This is a genomic window from Sinisalibacter lacisalsi (assembly GCF_014640115.1).
Classification (GTDB): Bacteria; Pseudomonadota; Alphaproteobacteria; order Rhodobacterales; family Rhodobacteraceae; genus Sinisalibacter; species Sinisalibacter lacisalsi.
Window position 1 is genome coordinate 529668 of the sequence record NZ_BMGI01000002.1, and the last position, 16544, is coordinate 546211.

Annotated in this window: 14 protein-coding genes and 1 tRNA gene; 4 read left to right on the forward strand and 11 right to left on the reverse strand. The window is 68.8% G+C overall.

Annotation, left to right across the window (positions count from 1 at the left end; all coding sequences use genetic code 11):
• Positions 1-302 precede the first annotated feature (302 nt).
• On the forward strand, positions 303-2324 hold the full coding sequence (locus IEW01_RS08435) for an ASKHA domain-containing protein (protein WP_188527166.1): 2022 nt from the start codon (positions 303-305) through the stop codon (positions 2322-2324).
• A gap of 9 nt (positions 2325-2333) precedes the next feature.
• Here the strand turns inward: IEW01_RS08435 and IEW01_RS08440 are convergent, their stop codons facing one another.
• The 5 genes from IEW01_RS08440 to rplM all read right to left on the reverse strand — a co-directional run bounded on the left by IEW01_RS08440 (position 2334) and on the right by rplM (position 5661).
• Positions 2334-3755, reverse strand: a complete 1422-nt coding sequence (locus IEW01_RS08440) for a mannose-1-phosphate guanylyltransferase/mannose-6-phosphate isomerase (protein WP_188527167.1) — start codon at positions 3753-3755, stop codon at positions 2334-2336.
• A gap of 33 nt (positions 3756-3788) precedes the next feature.
• On the reverse strand, positions 3789-4274 hold the full coding sequence (locus IEW01_RS08445) for an outer membrane protein (RefSeq protein WP_188527168.1): 486 nt from the start codon (positions 4272-4274) through the stop codon (positions 3789-3791).
• Positions 4275-4519: 245 nt separating this feature from the next.
• Positions 4520-4596 (reverse strand) — tRNA-Arg (locus tag IEW01_RS08450).
• Between the two features lie 103 nt (positions 4597-4699).
• Positions 4700-5194 (reverse strand): 30S ribosomal protein S9, encoded by a 495-nt coding sequence (rpsI, locus tag IEW01_RS08455; protein ID WP_188527169.1) that lies wholly within the window; start codon positions 5192-5194, stop codon positions 4700-4702.
• 2 nt (positions 5195-5196) lie between these two features.
• Complete coding sequence (gene rplM / locus IEW01_RS08460; protein ID WP_188527170.1) at positions 5197-5661, reverse strand: 50S ribosomal protein L13; 465 nt, start codon at positions 5659-5661, stop codon at positions 5197-5199.
• 340 nt (positions 5662-6001) lie between these two features.
• Between rplM and speD the strand changes: the two genes are divergently transcribed.
• Both speD and speE read left to right on the forward strand, forming a co-directional pair.
• A complete protein-coding gene (speD, locus tag IEW01_RS08465; RefSeq protein ID WP_188527171.1) occupies positions 6002-6511 on the forward strand; it encodes an adenosylmethionine decarboxylase in 510 nt (169 codons plus the stop codon).
• The gene (gene speE / locus IEW01_RS08470) at positions 6508-7353 is read left to right on the forward strand and encodes a polyamine aminopropyltransferase (RefSeq protein ID WP_188527172.1); all 846 of its coding nucleotides are present in this window, start codon (positions 6508-6510) and stop codon (positions 7351-7353) included. Before speD ends, speE begins: the two co-directional genes overlap by 4 nt.
• Before the next feature lie 55 nt (positions 7354-7408).
• Here the strand turns inward: speE and IEW01_RS08475 are convergent, their stop codons facing one another.
• A complete protein-coding gene (locus IEW01_RS08475) occupies positions 7409-8374 on the reverse strand; it encodes an SLAC1 anion channel family protein (RefSeq protein WP_188527173.1) in 966 nt (321 codons plus the stop codon).
• Between the two features lie 140 nt (positions 8375-8514).
• A complete protein-coding gene (locus tag IEW01_RS08480; RefSeq protein ID WP_188527174.1) occupies positions 8515-8937 on the reverse strand; it encodes a PaaI family thioesterase in 423 nt (140 codons plus the stop codon).
• Between the two features lie 57 nt (positions 8938-8994).
• Here IEW01_RS08480 and IEW01_RS08485 point away from each other — a divergent pair, with 57 nt between their 5' ends.
• The gene (locus tag IEW01_RS08485) at positions 8995-9789 is read left to right on the forward strand and encodes an enoyl-CoA hydratase (protein ID WP_188527175.1); all 795 of its coding nucleotides are present in this window, start codon (positions 8995-8997) and stop codon (positions 9787-9789) included.
• A gap of 114 nt (positions 9790-9903) precedes the next feature.
• On the opposite strand, the gene IEW01_RS08490 is transcribed toward IEW01_RS08485, so the two are convergent.
• The 4 genes from IEW01_RS08490 to IEW01_RS08505 form a co-directional block, all read right to left on the reverse strand.
• Entirely contained in the window at positions 9904-11277 is a 1374-nt protein-coding gene (locus tag IEW01_RS08490) for a cytochrome P450 (RefSeq protein WP_188527176.1), read from the reverse strand.
• The gene (locus tag IEW01_RS08495; protein WP_188527177.1) at positions 11274-12518 is read right to left on the reverse strand and encodes a hypothetical protein; all 1245 of its coding nucleotides are present in this window, start codon (positions 12516-12518) and stop codon (positions 11274-11276) included. Before IEW01_RS08495 ends, IEW01_RS08490 begins: the two co-directional genes overlap by 4 nt.
• A gap of 138 nt (positions 12519-12656) precedes the next feature.
• The gene (locus tag IEW01_RS08500) at positions 12657-13409 is read right to left on the reverse strand and encodes a cytochrome c biogenesis CcdA family protein (protein ID WP_188527178.1); all 753 of its coding nucleotides are present in this window, start codon (positions 13407-13409) and stop codon (positions 12657-12659) included.
• A gap of 96 nt (positions 13410-13505) precedes the next feature.
• On the reverse strand, positions 13506-16226 hold the full coding sequence (locus tag IEW01_RS08505; RefSeq protein ID WP_188527179.1) for an Rne/Rng family ribonuclease: 2721 nt from the start codon (positions 16224-16226) through the stop codon (positions 13506-13508).
• Positions 16227-16544: the final 318 nt, after the last annotated feature.

Consider the following 16544-nt stretch of genomic DNA (forward strand, 5'->3'; position numbering starts at 1 on the left):
CCCACGCCCCACCCGGCCCACGTCGCGGCCAGCCTGACCTGCCTTCACCGCGTTTCCGGTCCCGGCCCGCTCCGCCACCGCCGCCGGGCCAGCGTGGTCCTGCCCGCCCTGCCGCCGCGCGTCCAGTCCCGGCCCCGGCCACCTGCCACGCCACCAAGCCCCGTCTGCAGGCACCGCCCCGCCCGGGCGATCACGAAGCCGTCAGGGCGCGGGCGATGTCGAGACCGCGCCATGCATTGTCGCCGCCGGGCGCTTGCCTCCACGCGCCCGGCCGCTACAAAGGCGGGCAAGGAGAAATGCGCATGGCCGAGACCGACCCCCTCGTGATCTTCACCCCTTCGGGCAAACGCGGCCGCGTGGCCGCGGGCACGCCGGTGCTGACCGCCGCGCGGCAACTCGGGGTCGATCTCGATTCGGTCTGCGGCGGGCGCGGGATCTGCTCGAAATGCCAGGTCACGCCCTCCTACGGCGCCCATGCCAAGCACGGCATCACCGTGCGCGAGGACGCGCTCACCGCGTTCAACGCCGTCGAGGAACGCTATGACCGCGTGCGCGGGCTGAAACCGGGCCGCCGTCTCGGCTGCCAGGCCCAGGTCATGGCCGACGTGGTGATCGACGTGCCGCCCGAGAGCCAGGTGCACAAGCAGGTGGTGCGCAAACGCGCCGAGGCGCGCGACATCGTGCTCGATCCCGCCATCCGGCTGCATTACGTCGAAGTGCCCGAGCCCGACATGCACGCCCCGGAGGGCGATCTCGAAAGGCTGCTGGCGGCGCTGAAATCGGAGATGGGGCTGGAAACGCTCGGCTTCGACCTGCACCTGCTCGCCAGCCTGCAAAAAACGCTGCGCGCGGGCAAGTGGGGCGTCACCGCCGCGGTGCACCGCCACGGCCCGCCGCAGGTGATCGCGCTCTGGCCGGGGTTTCACGACAAGGCGCACGGGATCGCCGTCGATATCGGCTCCACCACCATCGCCGGCCACCTGACCGATCTCGCCACCGGCGAGGTGCTGGCCTCTTCGGGGATCATGAACCCGCAGATCCGCTTTGGCGAAGACGTGATGAGCCGGGTCAGCCACGCGATGATGAACCCCGGCGGGGCCGCGGAACTGACCACCGCCGTGCGCGAGGGGCTGAACGCGCTGATCGACGCGCTGGTGGAGGAGGCCGGGATCGACAAGGACACGCTGCTCGACAGCGCCTTCGTGATGAACCCGGTGATGCACCACCTCTTCCTCGGGCTCGACCCCTACGAACTGGGCCAGGCCCCCTTCGCGCTCGCCACCGGAGCGGCGCAATCCCTGCGCGCCGTCGATCTCGGGCTCGATCTCGCCCCCGGCGCGCGCGCCTACGTGCTGCCGCTGATCGCCGGGCACGTCGGCGCCGATGCCGCCGCGGTGGCGCTCTCGGAGCAGCCGCACAAGTCGGACGACCTGGTGCTGGTGGTGGACGTGGGCACCAATGCCGAGATCCTGCTGGGCGACCGGACGGGCGTTCAGGCCTGCTCCTCGCCCACCGGCCCCGCCTTCGAGGGCGCGCAGATCAGCGCCGGCCAGCGGGCCGCGCCCGGCGCGATCGAGCGGGTCGAGATCGACCCCGTCACCAAAGAGCCGCGCTTCCGGGTGATCGGCAGCGATCTGTGGTCGGACGAGCCGGGCTTCGCCGAGGTGATCGCCGAAACCGGGCTCACCGGGATCTGCGGCTCCGGCATCATCGAGGTGATGGCCGAGATGCGCATGGCCGGCATCGTCGACGCCAAGGGGCTGATCGGCACGGCGGAGGAAACCGGCACGCCGCGCTGCGTCGCCGACGGGCGCACCCAGGCTTACGTGCTCTGGGAGGGCGACGAGAACCATCCCCGCATCACCGTGACCAACAACGATATCCGCGCGATCCAGATGGCCAAGGCCGCGCTCTACGCCGGCGCGCGGCTGCTCATGGACAAACGCTGCGTGGACAAGGTCGACCGCGTGGTGCTGGCCGGCGCCTTCGGCGCCCATATCTCGCCGCGCCACGCGATGGTTCTGGGCATGATCCCCGACGTGCCGCTCGACAAGGTGACCTCGGCCGGCAACGCCGCCGGCACCGGCGCGCGCATCGCGCTTCTCAACCGCGGCGCGCGGGCCGAGATCGAGGCGGTGGTGCGCGCGATCGAGAAGATCGAAACCGCCGTCGAGCCGCGGTTCCAGGAGCATTTCGTCGCCGCCACGGCGATGCCCAACGCCGCCGACCCGTTCCCGCTTCTGCGCGCGGCGGTGCCGCTGCCCGAGCCGAGCTTCACCGGCGGCGAGGCGGGCGGCGGGCGCAGGCGGCGGCGGCGCGGCTGACCGCGCGGCTCAGTCGCGGGCGTAGGCGTCGTCGAAGCGCACGATATCGTCTTCACCGAGATAGCCACCGGTCTGCACTTCGATCAGGGCGATCGGCAGCTTGCCGGGGTTTTCCAGCCGGTGGCGCGCGCCGAGCGGGATGTAGACCGACTGGTTCTCGCTCACCAGCTGCACCTCCTCGTCTAGCGTCACCCGCGCGGTGCCCTCGACGACGATCCAGTGCTCGGCGCGATGATGGTGCGATTGCAGGCTCAGGGCCGCGCCGGGATGCACCACGATCCGCTTGACCTGGAACCGCTCGCCACGCACCAGGCTTTCGAACCAGCCCCAGGGCCGGTGTTCGCGCGGAAAGGCCTCGGCCTGCCGCGCGCCGCGCGCGGTGAGCGCGGCCACGGCCGATTTGACATCCTGCGCCCGGTCCTTGTGGGCCACCAGCACGGCGTCGGGCATCGCCACGGCGAGCAGGTTCTCGAGCCCGAGGCCGACGATCTCGAGCCCGTCATCCTCGGAGCGCAGCAGGGTGTTGCTGCAGTCGATCGCCGTTGCCCGGCCCGAGGTGGCCACCCCCTGCGCGTCGGGTGCGCTCTCGCGCCAGACCGCCTGCCAGTCGCCCAGGTCCGACCAGCCGCCGGCGAAGGGCACCACGGCGAGATTGTCGGCCCGCTCCATCACCGCGTAATCGAGCGAAATCGCCTCGACCTCGGCCCAGGCCTCGGGATCGAGGCGCAGGAACCCGAGATCGGGCCGGGCCTGCGCCACCGCGCGCGACACCGGCGCGCAGAGCGCCGGGGCGTGGGCCTCGAACGCCTCGCGGATTGCGCGGACCGAGAACAGGAACAGCCCGGCATTCCAAAGGTGCCGCCCCGAGGCCATCATCTCGGCGGCGCGGCCGGCATCGGGCTTTTCGACGAAGCGCACGAGGTCGGTCGCGCGCGGCGCGGCGGGGTCATGCGGCGCGGCGAGTTCGAGATAGCCATATCCCGTCTCGGCCCGGTCCGGGGCGATGCCGAAGGTCACCAGCTTGCCAGCCCGCGCCGCCTCGGCCCCCTCGGCCACGGCGGCGAGAAACCCGGCCTCGTCGGGCATGACATGATCGGAGGGCGCGACGAGCATCAGCCCGTCGGGATCCTGCTCGGCAAGCTGGAGCGCGGCGGCCAGCACCGCCGGGGCGGTGTTGCGCCCGGCGGGTTCGAGCAGGATGGTGCCGGGATCAATCCCCGCCCCGGCCAGTTGCTCGGTCACGATGAACCGGAAATCCGACCCCGTCACCACCAGGCTCGGGCCGAAGCCCGGCCCGTGGAGCCGCCGCGCAGCGGCCTGGAACAGGGTTTCGCCACCGAGCAGCGGCACGAATTGCTTGGGGTAGGACTTGCGCGACAAGGGCCAGAGCCGCGTGCCCGACCCGCCCGAGAGCAGCACCGGTGTGATCATTCCGCTCTCCCCCCTTGCGCGCGGCTGCCGCGCTCAGAACCGGTAGCCAAGCCCGAGCTTGGTGTTGTAACGCGTGGCGAGACCGCCCGCCAGCGGATCGAGCCGCTCGACCTCGGCGCGCAGGAACATCTCGTCCAGCACCGGCACGTCGACACCGGCGCCGGCACCCCAGACACCGCTGCCGGTGGTCGAATAGCCTGCGCCGACCTTGCCGTAGACCAGCGCCGCGCCGGCATCGACCCCGGCGCGCAGGTTGGCCGTTGCGGTGAGATCGCTGCCGCCCCAGACCGAGTTCCAGTCGTAATCGACCTCGCCCTCGACCCCGAGCACCACGCCGTTGCCCACGTCGGCATTGTAGCCGGCGAAGGCCCCGATGGCGACGTCGGTGGCGCCGCCGGCCGCGAAATTGTTGCGCGCGGTCACACCGCCGTAACCGCCCGCGAAATCCTGCGCCGCTGCGGCGGCACCGACACAAGTGATGAGGCCGGCAACGGCCAGTCTGGTGATCTTTCCGGTCATGGGATCAAGCTCCTGTATGTGTTTTTGGTGCGGGGCCTTGGCTGACCCTCGCGGTTTTTCTGCTCTGGTATCGAATGATAGCCGATCTTGGCGCGAATCCCAATCCATCCCGGTCAGGAAGCGGCGCGACGTTGCCGCACGGCACCGCCTGCGCCCGGCCCCGGAGCGGCGCGCGCCATCACCCCGACAACGAGACGCGCCCCCGCCCCGATCGGGCCAGCGCTGCGTTCTGACGATGTGGAATGTGGCGCACCCGATAGGATTCGAACCTATGGCCTCTGCCTTCGGAGGGCAGCGCTCTATCCAGCTGAGCTACGGGTGCCTGAGCCGGGGATATAGGCGAAGCGACGGGGCGTCGCAACATGAAAAGGGCCACGCACGGCTGTATCCGTGGTGGCCCTTTTCGTGTTTGATACCAGCGGCGATCAGCGCTTGGAGAACTGGAAGCTCTTGCGGGCCTTGGCCTTGCCGAACTTCTTGCGTTCCACCACGCGGCTGTCGCGGGTGAGGAAGCCGGCCGCCTTCAGGGCCGCGCGCATCGACGGTTCGTAGAGCTGGAGCGCCTTCGAGATGCCGTGCTTGACCGCACCGGCCTGGCCCGAGAGCCCGCCGCCCTTCACCGTCGCCATCACGTCGAACTCGTTTTCGACGCCGGCAACCTGGAACGGCTGGCGCAGGATCATCTGCAGCACCGGACGGGCGAAATACTTGTCCATTTCCTTACCGTTCACCGTGACCTTGCCCGAGCCGGGCTTGATCCAGACGCGGGCGACCGCGTCCTTGCGCTTGCCGGTGGCGTAGGCGCGGCCGAGCGCGTCACGCTCGGGGGCGCGGGGGGCGAGGGTTTGTTCCGCTGCCGGGGCATCGGTGCCTTCGACCACGGTATTCAACTCGTCGAGCGATTTGATCTCTTCAGCCATGGTCAGCCCTCACGCGTGTTTTTCTTGTTCATCGACTTGACGTCGAGCACTTCCGGGCTTTGCGCCTCGTGGCCGTGCTCCGTCCCGGCGTAGACACGCAGGTTCGACATCTGCTTGCGGCTCAGGCGATTGCCCGGCAACATGCGCTTGATCGCCATCTCGACAACGCGCTCGGGATGCGCGCCTTCGAGGATCTGGCCCGCGGTGCGCGACTTGATGCCGCCCGGGTAGCCGGTGTGCCAGTAGTGCACCTTGTCGGTGCGCTTCTTGCCGGTGAGCTGCACCTTGTCGGCATTGATGACGATGACGTTGTCACCGCAATCCATGTGCGGTGTGAAGCTCGGCTTGTGCTTGCCACGCAGACGCATGGCCACGATCGAGGCGAGACGGCCCAGCACGACGCCCTCGGCGTCGATGATGATCCATTTCTTCTCGATGTCTGCGGGGGTCGCAGAAAAGGTTTTCATGGTTTTCGGCCCTTGATGGGTTTCGGATGGGCCGGTTCTAGCCATTTGCGGCGCGTCGTCAAGGGCATTGCACTCGAATAAAACATGCAAAACCAATGGCTTGATAATTAGGTATTATTTTACCCCATTTTTCGCAGCCGCCGATGCCGCAATCGGCGCCGCGCCGCCGGTGTTGCGCCCCGCGGTGCAGAAACCGCTTGCATCGTCACCGCCCCCTGCCCTATACGCCGCGCACTTTCGGGACCGATCCCAACTTCGAGGCATCGGGGGGGCGCTAAGGGACCGACTGGATCCGCGGGGGGGCAACCCTCCTAAATCTGCTGGAACGAAGGGGAGCGCCATGAAAGACGCCAGCCTCTTCCAACTGGGGATCGGTCTGGAAACAGGCGCCCAAACGGAAGACACCGATTTCGGTGGGCTCGTGCCCGCCAACACCAATGCGCCCGGCCTTTTCGACGAGGACCGGGACGATCACTTCATCCGCCGCGACGGCAAGGTCTATGCCGGCACCCATCTCATTCTCGAGGTGGTCGACGGCACCGGGCTGGACGACGAGGCCCGCATCCAGGCCGCGTTCCGCGAGATCGTCGAGGTCTGCGGCGCGACGCTGCTGCACATCCACACCCACAAGTTCAGCCCGCAGGGCGTGTCGGGCGTGGCGGTGCTGGCCGAAAGCCACATCAGCGTGCACACCTGGCCCGAGATCGGCTACGGCGCCTTCGACGTGTTCATGTGCGGCGACGCCCGGCCCTGGCTCTCGGTCGAGGTGCTCAAGCGCGCCTTCGCCACCGACGACGTGCGCGCCAAGGAGCTTCTGCGCGGCGACGGGCTGGTGGAGGCGGTGCAATGAAGGGCTGGTCAAACGAAACCCTGCACGCCGATTATGCCCAGTCGCTGCGGATCGGCCGGCTGATCTACGACAGCGAGACCGAGCACCAGCGCCTGCGCGTGTTCGAGAACGACACCTTCGGCCGGGTGCTGACCCTCGACGACGTGGTGCAGACCACCGAGGCGGACAACTTCATCTACCACGAGATGATGGCGCATGTGCCGATCCTGGCCCATGGCGCGGCGCGGCGGGTGCTGATCGTCGGCGGTGGCGACGGCGGCATGGCGCGCGAAGTGCTCAAGCACGCCAGCGTCGAGCACGTCACCATGGTCGAGATCGACGCGGGCGTGGTCGCCTTCTCGCAGGCCTACCTGCCGATGCTGAGCCAGGGCGCCTTCGACGATCCGCGGCTCGACCTGGTGATCGCCGACGGCGCGGCGTTCATGCGCGAAACCGCCGGCGGCTACGACGTGATCATCGTCGACAGCACCGATCCGGTGGGCCCCGGCGAGGTCCTGTTCACCGACACGTTCTATGGCCACGCCCGCGCCGCGCTGGCCGAGGGCGGCATTCTCGTCACGCAAAACGGCGTGCCCTTCCTGCAGGGCGCGGAACTGACCAACACGATGCGCGCCTTCAAGGCGCTGTTTCCGGACTGGACCTGCTACCTCGCCACCATCCCCAGCTATGCCGGCGGACCGATGGCGATGGGCTGGGGCAGCGCCGGCACGGCGCGGCAGACCGCGCCCGAGGTGTTGCGCGCGCGGTTCGAGGCGGCCGGGCTGGATACGGGCTATTACACCCCCGAGGTGCATCTGGGCGCCTTCGCCCTGCCCGGTTACGTGCGCCGGCTGATGCCCTGAGGGCAGCCCCCGCCGCGCGGCGGGGGCAGACGCGGCCGCGCGGCCGCGTCGCGCATCATTCCGGGTGGCAGATCTCGTGCCTGGCGATCGCCTTGATCGTGCGCAGCACCAGCCCCGCCACCACAACGATGAGCAGCACGAGCACCACCACGCCGATCACCTCGTGCACCAGCGTCGCTTCGATCCGGGCGAACAGGAACGAGGCGATGGCCAGCGCCGCGAGCGGGAAGGACAGCGCCCACCAGCTCAGCGCGAAGGGCAGTTTCGCCAGCTTGGGCAGCTGCATCACCACCAGCGCGGCGAAGATATAGGCGGCGTAGATCAGCCCGCGGCCGAAGCCGTCGATCACCCCGCCGGTCATCTTCACGTAAGCCACGAAGGCCACCGAGGGCGGCGCGATCAGGATCACCATGGTGGGAAACAGCCGCCCCGGGATCGGGTCGTGAAACACCAGCCGGTTCATCACCAGTGTGAGCAGCACGCCCCAGAACATCATGCCGCCGGAGAAGAACAGCCAGGAGACCTCGATATAGCCCATCTCGGCCCCCGCCACCGGCACGATGACGTTGCCCACAGCGGGAATGAACCAGGCCGGGGTGAGATGGCCGACCTCGAAGGAGCGATGGCTGATCCAGCCCGAGATCACCGCGATGGTGAGCACCCCCTGCCCGACCACGCCGACGAGCCAGAGCGGCCGCGCAACGGCGGGAAACTGCGGCGCCAGCGCGGTGGCGAGCAGCAGGAGCGAGATCGTCACGGTGGGAAAGAAGGCCAGCCGCACCGGGTGATGCCATTCCCAGGCCACCATGCCGGGATAGCGCAGCGCCTTGGCGATGTAGAGCGCGGCGATGGTCGCGGCAACGACGATGCCGATCCAGAGCACCACCTGCGCGGCCGGGCCCGCCATCGGGTAGAGCGGGGTCGCCGCATGCAGCGCCAGCGTGAGGCCCATCAGCCCCATCACGATGGCGAAGAAAGTGATCGGGAAATGTTCCAGCCGGTTGGGGGGCGCCTCGCTCATGGCAAGTCCTTTCGCGTGTTTCTCCTCAAGCGCAAAGGCCTAGCGCCTCGCCCCGCGCCGGTCAACGCGGCGATTTGGCCGCGCCGGGGCCGCGGGCGCGCGCCCGCGGGTCATCGCCGCGCGCGCGGCGATGACCGCCGCTAGCGTTCGGGCGGGATCGAATAGGTGAGCGAGGCGCGCGCCACCGGCTGCTCCTCGCCCTCGGAATAGATCAGCACGTCGCCCACCGCGAGCACCCGCCCGAGCTTGAGGAGCCGCACGTCGCCGCGCAGGTTGGCCTCGGCCACCGGCTTGCGCATGAAGTCGATCGAGCAATTGGTCGTCACCGCCAGCGCCTTCGGCCCGACCATGGCGAGGATCGCGAGATAGACCCCGACATCGGCAAGCGCGAACATCGTCGGGCCCGAGACCGTGCCGCCGGGGCGCAGGTGCCTGTCGTGCACATGGGCGCGCAGCACGAGGTGCATCGGGGCGACGTCGAGGATCTCGAAATCCTCCGCCACCTGCCCGAAATCGCGCGCAAGGAAGGCGCGCAGATCGTCGAGGTTCATCTTCAGAGACATGGCTTTCCCCTATCGGTCCGGGGCGCTATCGTGCCGGGCAAAGACAGGGAGAACAAGATGGAAGACACCATTCTGCTGCGCGAGGATCACGGGGCCATCGCCCGGCTCACGCTCAACAACCCGCGCGCGCTGAACGCGCTCTCGGACGAGATGCTGGATGCGCTCGCGGCGGAATTCGACCGGCTCGCGGACGACGAGACGATCCGCGTGGTGGTGCTCGCGGCCAACGGCAAGGCGTTCTCGGCCGGGCACGACCTGAAGGAAATGCAATCCCACCGCGATGCCCCGGACGGCGGGCGCGCCTATTTCGATGCGCTGTTCGACCGCTGCGGCGCGGTGATGCAGAAGATCCCCGCCCTGCCCCAGCCGGTGATCGCCGAGGTGCACGCGATCGCCGCCGCCGCCGGCTGCCAGCTGGTGGCGAGCTGCGACATGGCGGTCGCCGCCGAGGGCACCCGTTTCGGGGTGAACGGCGTCAACCTCGGGCTGTTCTGCTCCACCCCGGCGGTGGCGCTGGCCCGCGCCCTGCCGCGCAAGGTGGTGTTCGAGATGGCCGCCACGGGCGACTTCATCGACGCGGCGCGCGCCCGCGAGGTCGGGCTGGTCAACCGGGTGGTGCCGCCCGAAGAACTGACCGGGGCCACCATGGCGCTCGCGCAGGTCGTCGCGGAAAAGCTGCCCGCCGCGATCCGGCTCGGCAAGGCGGGGTTCTACGACCAGGTGCAAAAGCCGCTCGCCGCCGCCTACGACAGCGCCGGTGCGGTGATGGTCGAGAACATGATGGACGAAGACACCGACGAGGGCATCCGCGCCTTCATCGAGAAGCGCAAAGCCCGCTGGGCGGCGGGATAGATGGATCGCCCCGGCTGCGCCGGGCCGATCCGCCGGGGGCGCTGCCCCCGGACCCCCGAGGTATTTTTTCCAGGATGAAGGGGCAAGGCGCCCCCGGTCGGCAGGGCCTTGCGATCAGGCCGGGCTGCGCGGGATCAGCCGCAGCCAGATGCCGTCTTTCCCCCGCACGGTGAGATGCGCCACCGGCATTGCCGGGCGTCCTTCCACCGTCTCGAAGCGGAACGCCCGCACCAGGAGCGCGAGCAGGAGCGGCCCCTCGGCCATGGCGAAGCCCGAGCCGGTGCAGACGCGCGGGCCGGCCGAGAACGGCATGTAGGCCGTGCGCAGCCCCAGCTTGCCGTTCTCGGTGGCGAAGCGGGCCGGGTCGAAGGCGTCGGGGTTGTTCCAGATTCGCTCATGGCGCTGCTGGTGCCAGGGGCTCAGCACCACCTGGCTGCCCGGCTTCACGTCACGCCCCCGGAAATGCTCGCACCCCGCCGCCTCGCGCACCATCATCGGCACCGGCGGGTAGAGCCTGAGGGTTTCGCGAAACACGTCGCGGGTGACCTTGAGGCGCTTCAGCGAGGAGAAATAGATCCGGTCGGGGTCGATCTCGCGCGCCGCCTCCTCGGCCACCTGCTCCTGCCAGTCGGGGTGGAGCGCGAGCAGGTAGAGCGCCCAGGCCAGCGCCGAGGCCGAGGTTTCATGCCCCGCGAGGAAGAAGATCGCCACCTGGTCCACCATCTCGGCGGTGTCGAAGGCTTGCCCCGTCACCGGGTCGCGCGTCGTCATGATCTTGGTGGCGAGGTCGTCGGGCGCGCGGCCCGCCTCGATCTCTGCCATCCGGCGGGCGGTCAGCTCGGTGATCAGCGCCCGGATCCGGCGCGCCGTGCGTTTCGTCTCGCGGCGATGAAAGCGCGGAAACCAGCGCGGCAGCGGCAGCACCGCGCCGAGGTTGAGCACCGGCTGGGCGCGCTGGTGGGCCTTGAACTCGGCGAATACCGCCCGCGCCACCTCGTGCTCGATCGGGATCGAGAACAGGGTGCGGAAGATCACGTCCGCCGCCGCCTCGCTGGTCTCGGCCTCGATCTCCAGCGGCTGGCCATCGGCGCGCGCCTTGAGCCGCTCCACCGCCGCGATCCCGGCATCCCACATCGCCGGGAAGGTGTCGCGCAGCCGCCCGCCCTCGAAGGCCGGGTCGATGATCCGGCGCTGGCGCTTCCATGTCTCGCCGTTGGTAACGAAGACCGAATTGCCCAGAAGCGGCGCCAGCCCCTCGCGAACCCGGTCGGACTTGGGGAAATCGTCGGGCCGCTGCTTGAGCACCAGGTCCACCAGCGCGGGGTCGTTGCACATGTAGGAGCGAAAGAACGGCGTGCGGAACTCGGCCATCCACGCCCGGTAGAGATGCGCCGGCTGGGCCGAGAGGATATCGGCGCGAAACAGCCGCATGTAGCGCCAGAGCGAAACCTTGCCGGGCCGGGCGGGAGGTTTGGGGGGCAGCGTCATGGCGCCATACTGGTGTATTTCGAAATGCCCGCGTCAATGCGGCTTTTCGACGGCGGGCGGCCCGCGTAACGGCTGGCGAGGCTGAGCGGCCCGGCGGTGATCTGGAAATAGTCGTAATCCTTCGGCCGGTCGAAGGCGCAGAGATACTGGAAATGCAGCCGGAAGAAGCGCCAGCGCAGCGCCCGCCAGCGCGCCGGGCTGAGCGTCTGGGTGAAGGCGGCCGAGATCACCAGCGGCCAGCGCTTGCCCTCCGGCGCCACGCCCGACACGCTCACCGGGTCGCACAGCGCGAAGGCGCAGCCGTCGCCCGGCGCGGTGACGTCGACCCAGGCGATCTCCTCGGCGCGGCTCAGATCGTGCAGGTCGCGCCTCAGTCGCGCCGCATCGGGCAGGAACGACACCATCGGCACCACCTGCCCGAGCGTGAGAAAGCCGAGCTTCGGCCCGGTTTGCGGCACGCGACCCGCGCGGATCAGGTCGGCGAGGATCGACACGCCGAGATGCGCGCCGGAGGAATGGCCGACCACCAGCACCTCGTCCACGTCGGTTTCCAGCGCCTCGGCGATCTGGTCGGCGAAGCTGGCCATGCGGGCCTCAAGTTCGGGCGGGTTGGCGCCCCTGGTGGCGGCCGAATAGGCGTAATCGTGCATCAGGTAGTAGACGTAGAGCCGGTTGTCGATCTTGCGGAACCAGCGCAGCAGGGCGACGCCCGCGAGCGCACCGAGAACGCCCCCCGCCACCCAGCCGGGCCAGCCCGGGCCGGGCAGGAGCCGCCCGATCCCCATCGCGGCACCCGCCGCCACCACCCAGGCCAGCGCCAGCGCTGCCAGCGCCTGCAGGATCAGCATTCCCACCGGGTAGAGCGCCGCGATCACCGGCCCCTTGCGCAGCCGCATCAGCCGCCAGAGCGCGCCGGAGGCGATATAGGTCCAGGCGGTGCGGGCCATCAGGGCGTAGGTCTGCGCGATGTTCAGATCCATCGAGGCGCGCACGATGTCGGACCAGACCAGCACGTCGAACTCGGCCTCGGTCTCCGCCCCGTCGATCACCGCGCGCACCTGCCAGCCGTAACTGTCGCCGCCCTGCCGGCCGATCAGCGCCACCTCGTAGCCCGAGATCGCCGCCTGCGCCGCCGATTCCTTGCGGTAGAGCTCGCGGTAACGGCGTGGGTGAATCGGGTCGTAGCCGGGGATGTAGAACACCCGGCGACGCGTTATCTCCTGTGGAATGGCGCTGCTCATGGCCCGGCTTTTGCTTGTTTCATCACAGGCTACACCTGCAATCGGGCAATGATAAGACCCCCGCCGCTTTCATCTTTGCGCAAATATCGCGGGGGGTTTGGCGGGCTGGCCCACAATCTGTCGCCCCGGGGCGAACCCTCACCCCAGCGCCGAAAGCGCCGGGAAGGTTTCGAGCAGCCACCACGAGAAGGCCGAGAAGCCGCCGGTCAGCATGAGCAGACCGATGGTCCAGAGCAGAAGCCCCATGATCCGCTCGATCCGGTCCATGTGCCGCTTCATCCAGGTCATCAGCCCCTGCATCCGCGGGAAGAAGGCGGCGACCAGCAGGAAGGGCACGCCGAGCCCGGCGGCGTAGATCGCCAGCAGGAAGGTGCCGCGCGCCACGCTGGCCTCGGAGGCGGCGAGCGAGAGGATCGCGCCGAGCTGCGGGCCGATGCAGGGCGTCCAGCCGAAGGCGAAGGCGAGGCCGAGCAGGTAGGCACCGAAGGCCGATCCGCCCTGGTCGCCGGCATCGAGCCGGGCCTCGCGGTTGAGGAAGGGAATCGTGAAGATGCCGAGAAAATGCGCCCCGAACACCATCACGATGATCCCCGCGATGGTGCTGAACAGGCTCTGGTTCTGCAAGAACACCGCGCCGAAGGCAGAGGCCGCGAAGCCGAGGAACAGAAACACCGTCGACAGCCCCAGCACGAAGAACAGCGCCGTGAGCATGGCCTTGCGCGAGGCTTTCTTGCCCGCCGACAGCTCGCCCACCGAGATACCCGACATGTAGGCGATATAGGGCGGCACGATCGGCAGGACGCAGGGGCTGAGAAAGCTCAGGATCCCCGCGATCAGCGCGATGGTCATGGCCGGGAGAAGGCTGGCGTCGATGAGGTCAATTCCGAACATGACGCCTCTCTAGCCTGCCGGTGTGCGCCCGTCACGTGCCATCTGGTCACATCCCGGGGAGCGGCCGGCCGGGCGCGGGGCCCGGCCGGGATAGGATCAGCGCCCGAGCGCCCACCAGCCGCGCTTTTTCGGCGCGTCCGGCTTGGCCTCGTCCTTGTCCTCGGGTTCGGCCTTGGCCGGCTCCGGGGCCTTGGCCTCGGCCGGTTCGGGCGTCTTGGCCTCGGCCGGTTCCGGGCTGGTCGCCGGCGCGGACTCGGCCGCGGGGGCATCCGCCTCGGCCTCGGCAGGCTTCGCCGCCGCCTTCGCCCTGCTGGCGCTGGTGCTGCGCGGCTTGGCGGCGGTGGTCTTGCCGGCAGAGGATTTCGAGCGCGACGAGGTGGTGGTCTTCGACCGCGACCGCGTGATCTTCTTCGGCGCTTCGGCCTCTTCGCCGGCCTCGGCCGCAGCTTCCGCCGGAGCCGCCTCGGCCTCCGTCACCGGGGCCACCTCCGCGTCAGTTTTCGGCGATTTCGAGCGCGACCGCGAACTGCGCTTGGGCGCGGGTTTCGCAGCGGCGTCGGCCTCCGGGGCCGCAGCTTCGGCGGGGCCCGCAGCGGCCTCGGCCTCGGGCGCGGCGGTTTCGGCGGCGGCCTTCACCGTCTCCGCCCCGGTCTCTGCATCCTGATCGCCGTTGCCGGTTTCGGACCCCTCCTCGCCGTTCTGCGACGATTTCGAGCGCGACGGGCGACGACGACGGCGGCGGCGCTTCTTCTTGGGCTGTTCATCGCCCTGGGAAGGGGCGTCGACGGATTCCTTCACCTCGGTCTCGGCCTCGGCCTCAGCCTCGGTCTCCGCCTCGTCGATCTCGTCCATCAACATCGCCCCGGCCGACACCACCGGCGTCTCCGGCACCGCGCGGGTGGCGGTCTTGAACTTCTCGATCGAGAAATCGGGCGAGATCAGGAACGGGTCGGCCTCGACGCGGATACCCATGCCGTAGCGCAGCTCGATCTGGGCGATGTGCTCGCGCTTGTGGTTCATCAGGTAGTTCACGATCGCCACCGGCGCCTTGAGCAGCACTTCGCGCGAGCGGCGGCGGGTGCCCTCCTCCTCAAGCTGGCGCAGGATCGTGAGCGCGAGGTTGTCATCCGAGCGGATCAGCCCGGTGCCGTGGCAATGCGGGCAAGGCTGGGTGGTGGCCTCGATCATGCCGGGGCGCAGCCGCTGGCGGCTCATCTCCATCAGCCCGAAGCCCGAGATCCGGCCCACCTGGATGCGGGCGCGGTCGGTCTTCAGCTTGTCCTTCATCCGCTTCTCGACGGCGGCGTTGTTCTTGCGCTCGTCCATGTCGATGAAGTCGATCACGATCAGCCCGGCGAGGTCGCGCAAGCGCAGCTGGCGGGCGACTTCCTCGGCGGCTTCGAGGTTGGTCTTGAGCGCGGTTTCCTCGATCGAGCCTTCCTTGGTGGCGCGGCCGGAGTTCACGTCGATCGCCACCAGCGCCTCGGTCACACCGATCACGATGTAACCGCCCGACTTGAGTTGGACCGTGGGATTGAACATCGAGCTGAGGTAGCTCTCCACCTGGTAGCGCGCGAACAGCGGCAGCCCCTCGGCGTAGTGCTTCACGTTCTTGGCGTGGGACGGCATGATCATCTTCATGAAATCCTTGGCCACGCGGTAGCCCGCGTCGCCCTCCACCAGAACCTCGTCGATTTCCTTGGAATAGAGATCGCGGATCGAGCGCTTGATGAGGTTGCCTTCCTCGTAGATCTTCGCCGGTGCGATGCTCTTGAGGGTGAGCGTGCGGATCTCTTCCCACAGCCGCTGGAGATACTCGTAATCGCGCTTGATCTCGGCCTTGGTGCGCTTGGCACCGGCGGTGCGGATGATCAGCCCCGCGCCTTTCGGCACCTCGATCTCGTTCGCGATTTCCTTGAGCTTCTTGCGGTCGACGGCGTTGGTGATCTTGCGGCTGATACCGCCGCCACGCGCGGTGTTGGGCATCAGCACGCAGTAGCGGCCGGCGAGGCTGAGATAGGTGGTGAGCGCCGCGCCCTTGTTGCCGCGCTCTTCCTTGACGACCTGCACCAGCAGGATCTGGCGGACCTTGATGACTTCCTGGATCTTGTATTTCTTCGGGCGCGGCTTGCGCGCGGTGCGGATTTCCTCCGTCACGTCTTCTTCGGCGACCGATTCGATGCTCCGCTCGTCGCCGTCATCGTCGTGCGCGTCGTCGCCCTCGTCGTCGCCATTGGCGTCGTCGTCCGATTGCCGCTGCGCCGACTCGTCGGCTTCCGGCTCCTCGACCGGGGTTTCCTCGACCCGCTCCATCGGCGACTCGGCGCCCTCGTCGTCACCGTCGAGGTCGATCACCTCCATGCTTTCGGGCAGGTCGGATGACGCCTCGGCGGTGACCACGGCGTCGTCGGCACGGGTGTCTTCGGCCTTGGATTTCGACCGCGAGCGCGAACGTGAGCGCGACCGCGAGGACCGGGATTTTTCCTTCCTGGTCTCTCGCTCGTCTTCCTCGGCTTCCATCGCCTCGGCGAAGGCCTGCTCTTCGGCGAGCAGCGCTTCACGGTCGGCGACGGGGATCTGGTAGTAATCCGGGTGGATTTCGGAGAACGCCAGGAAGCCGTGGCGGTTGCCGCCGTAATCGACGAAGGCCGCCTGGAGCGAGGGCTCCACGCGGGTGACTTTCGCTAGGTAGATGTTGCCGGCGAGCTGGCGCTTGTTTTCGGATTCAAAGTCGAATTCCTCAACCTTGTTGCCGTCCACCACGACGACGCGGGTTTCCTCCGCGTGCGTGGCGTCGATGAGCATTTTCTTGGGCATGTTTTCTCGATGCACCCCGGCAGACCGCACGCCCTGTCGGGGGTGCGGCGAAACGGGGGTGACTTGTCTGGGCGATCATCGGCGCGGGCAACGGCAGACGCGACAGCGACCGTGAACGGCCCCCTGCTTCTGTCTGATCCTGTCCTGCGCGCCTCATCGCGTTTCTTCTCCGACTCATGCGGCAGATCCGCCGCCGAGCCTGTTCAGGGCCACGCCGCACCCTCGGGATTGGCGGGCAAATGTCTGGCCATTCGGCCGGTCCGGCCCGGTGGGCCGCCTCTCGGTCTGGTCACGCGCCCGGGCAATACGCGCCAAAGG

What these genes read in the sequence shown, in the direction of transcription:
- IEW01_RS08440 (WP_188527167.1), bottom strand. Translation starts at nt 3,755, where the DNA reads ATGATCACACCGGTGCTGCTCTCGGGCGGGTCGGGCACGCGGCTCTGG.
- IEW01_RS08505 (WP_188527179.1), bottom strand. Translation starts at nt 16,226, where the DNA reads ATGCCCAAGAAAATGCTCATCGACGCCACGCACGCGGAGGAAACCCGC.
- IEW01_RS08435 (WP_188527166.1), top strand. Translation starts at nt 303, where the DNA reads ATGGCCGAGACCGACCCCCTCGTGATCTTCACCCCTTCGGGCAAACGC.
- speD (WP_188527171.1), top strand. Translation starts at nt 6,002, where the DNA reads ATGAAAGACGCCAGCCTCTTCCAACTGGGGATCGGTCTGGAAACAGGC.
- IEW01_RS08490 (WP_188527176.1), bottom strand. Translation starts at nt 11,277, where the DNA reads ATGACGCTGCCCCCCAAACCTCCCGCCCGGCCCGGCAAGGTTTCGCTC.
- IEW01_RS08500 (WP_188527178.1), bottom strand. Translation starts at nt 13,409, where the DNA reads ATGTTCGGAATTGACCTCATCGACGCCAGCCTTCTCCCGGCCATGACC.
- IEW01_RS08480 (WP_188527174.1), bottom strand. Translation starts at nt 8,937, where the DNA reads ATGTCTCTGAAGATGAACCTCGACGATCTGCGCGCCTTCCTTGCGCGC.
- rpsI (WP_188527169.1), bottom strand. Translation starts at nt 5,194, where the DNA reads ATGGCTGAAGAGATCAAATCGCTCGACGAGTTGAATACCGTGGTCGAA.
- IEW01_RS08485 (WP_188527175.1), top strand. Translation starts at nt 8,995, where the DNA reads ATGGAAGACACCATTCTGCTGCGCGAGGATCACGGGGCCATCGCCCGG.
- speE (WP_188527172.1), top strand. Translation starts at nt 6,508, where the DNA reads ATGAAGGGCTGGTCAAACGAAACCCTGCACGCCGATTATGCCCAGTCG.
- IEW01_RS08475 (WP_188527173.1), bottom strand. Translation starts at nt 8,374, where the DNA reads ATGAGCGAGGCGCCCCCCAACCGGCTGGAACATTTCCCGATCACTTTC.
- rplM (WP_188527170.1), bottom strand. Translation starts at nt 5,661, where the DNA reads ATGAAAACCTTTTCTGCGACCCCCGCAGACATCGAGAAGAAATGGATC.
- IEW01_RS08495 (WP_188527177.1), bottom strand. Translation starts at nt 12,518, where the DNA reads ATGAGCAGCGCCATTCCACAGGAGATAACGCGTCGCCGGGTGTTCTAC.
- IEW01_RS08445 (WP_188527168.1), bottom strand. Translation starts at nt 4,274, where the DNA reads ATGACCGGAAAGATCACCAGACTGGCCGTTGCCGGCCTCATCACTTGT.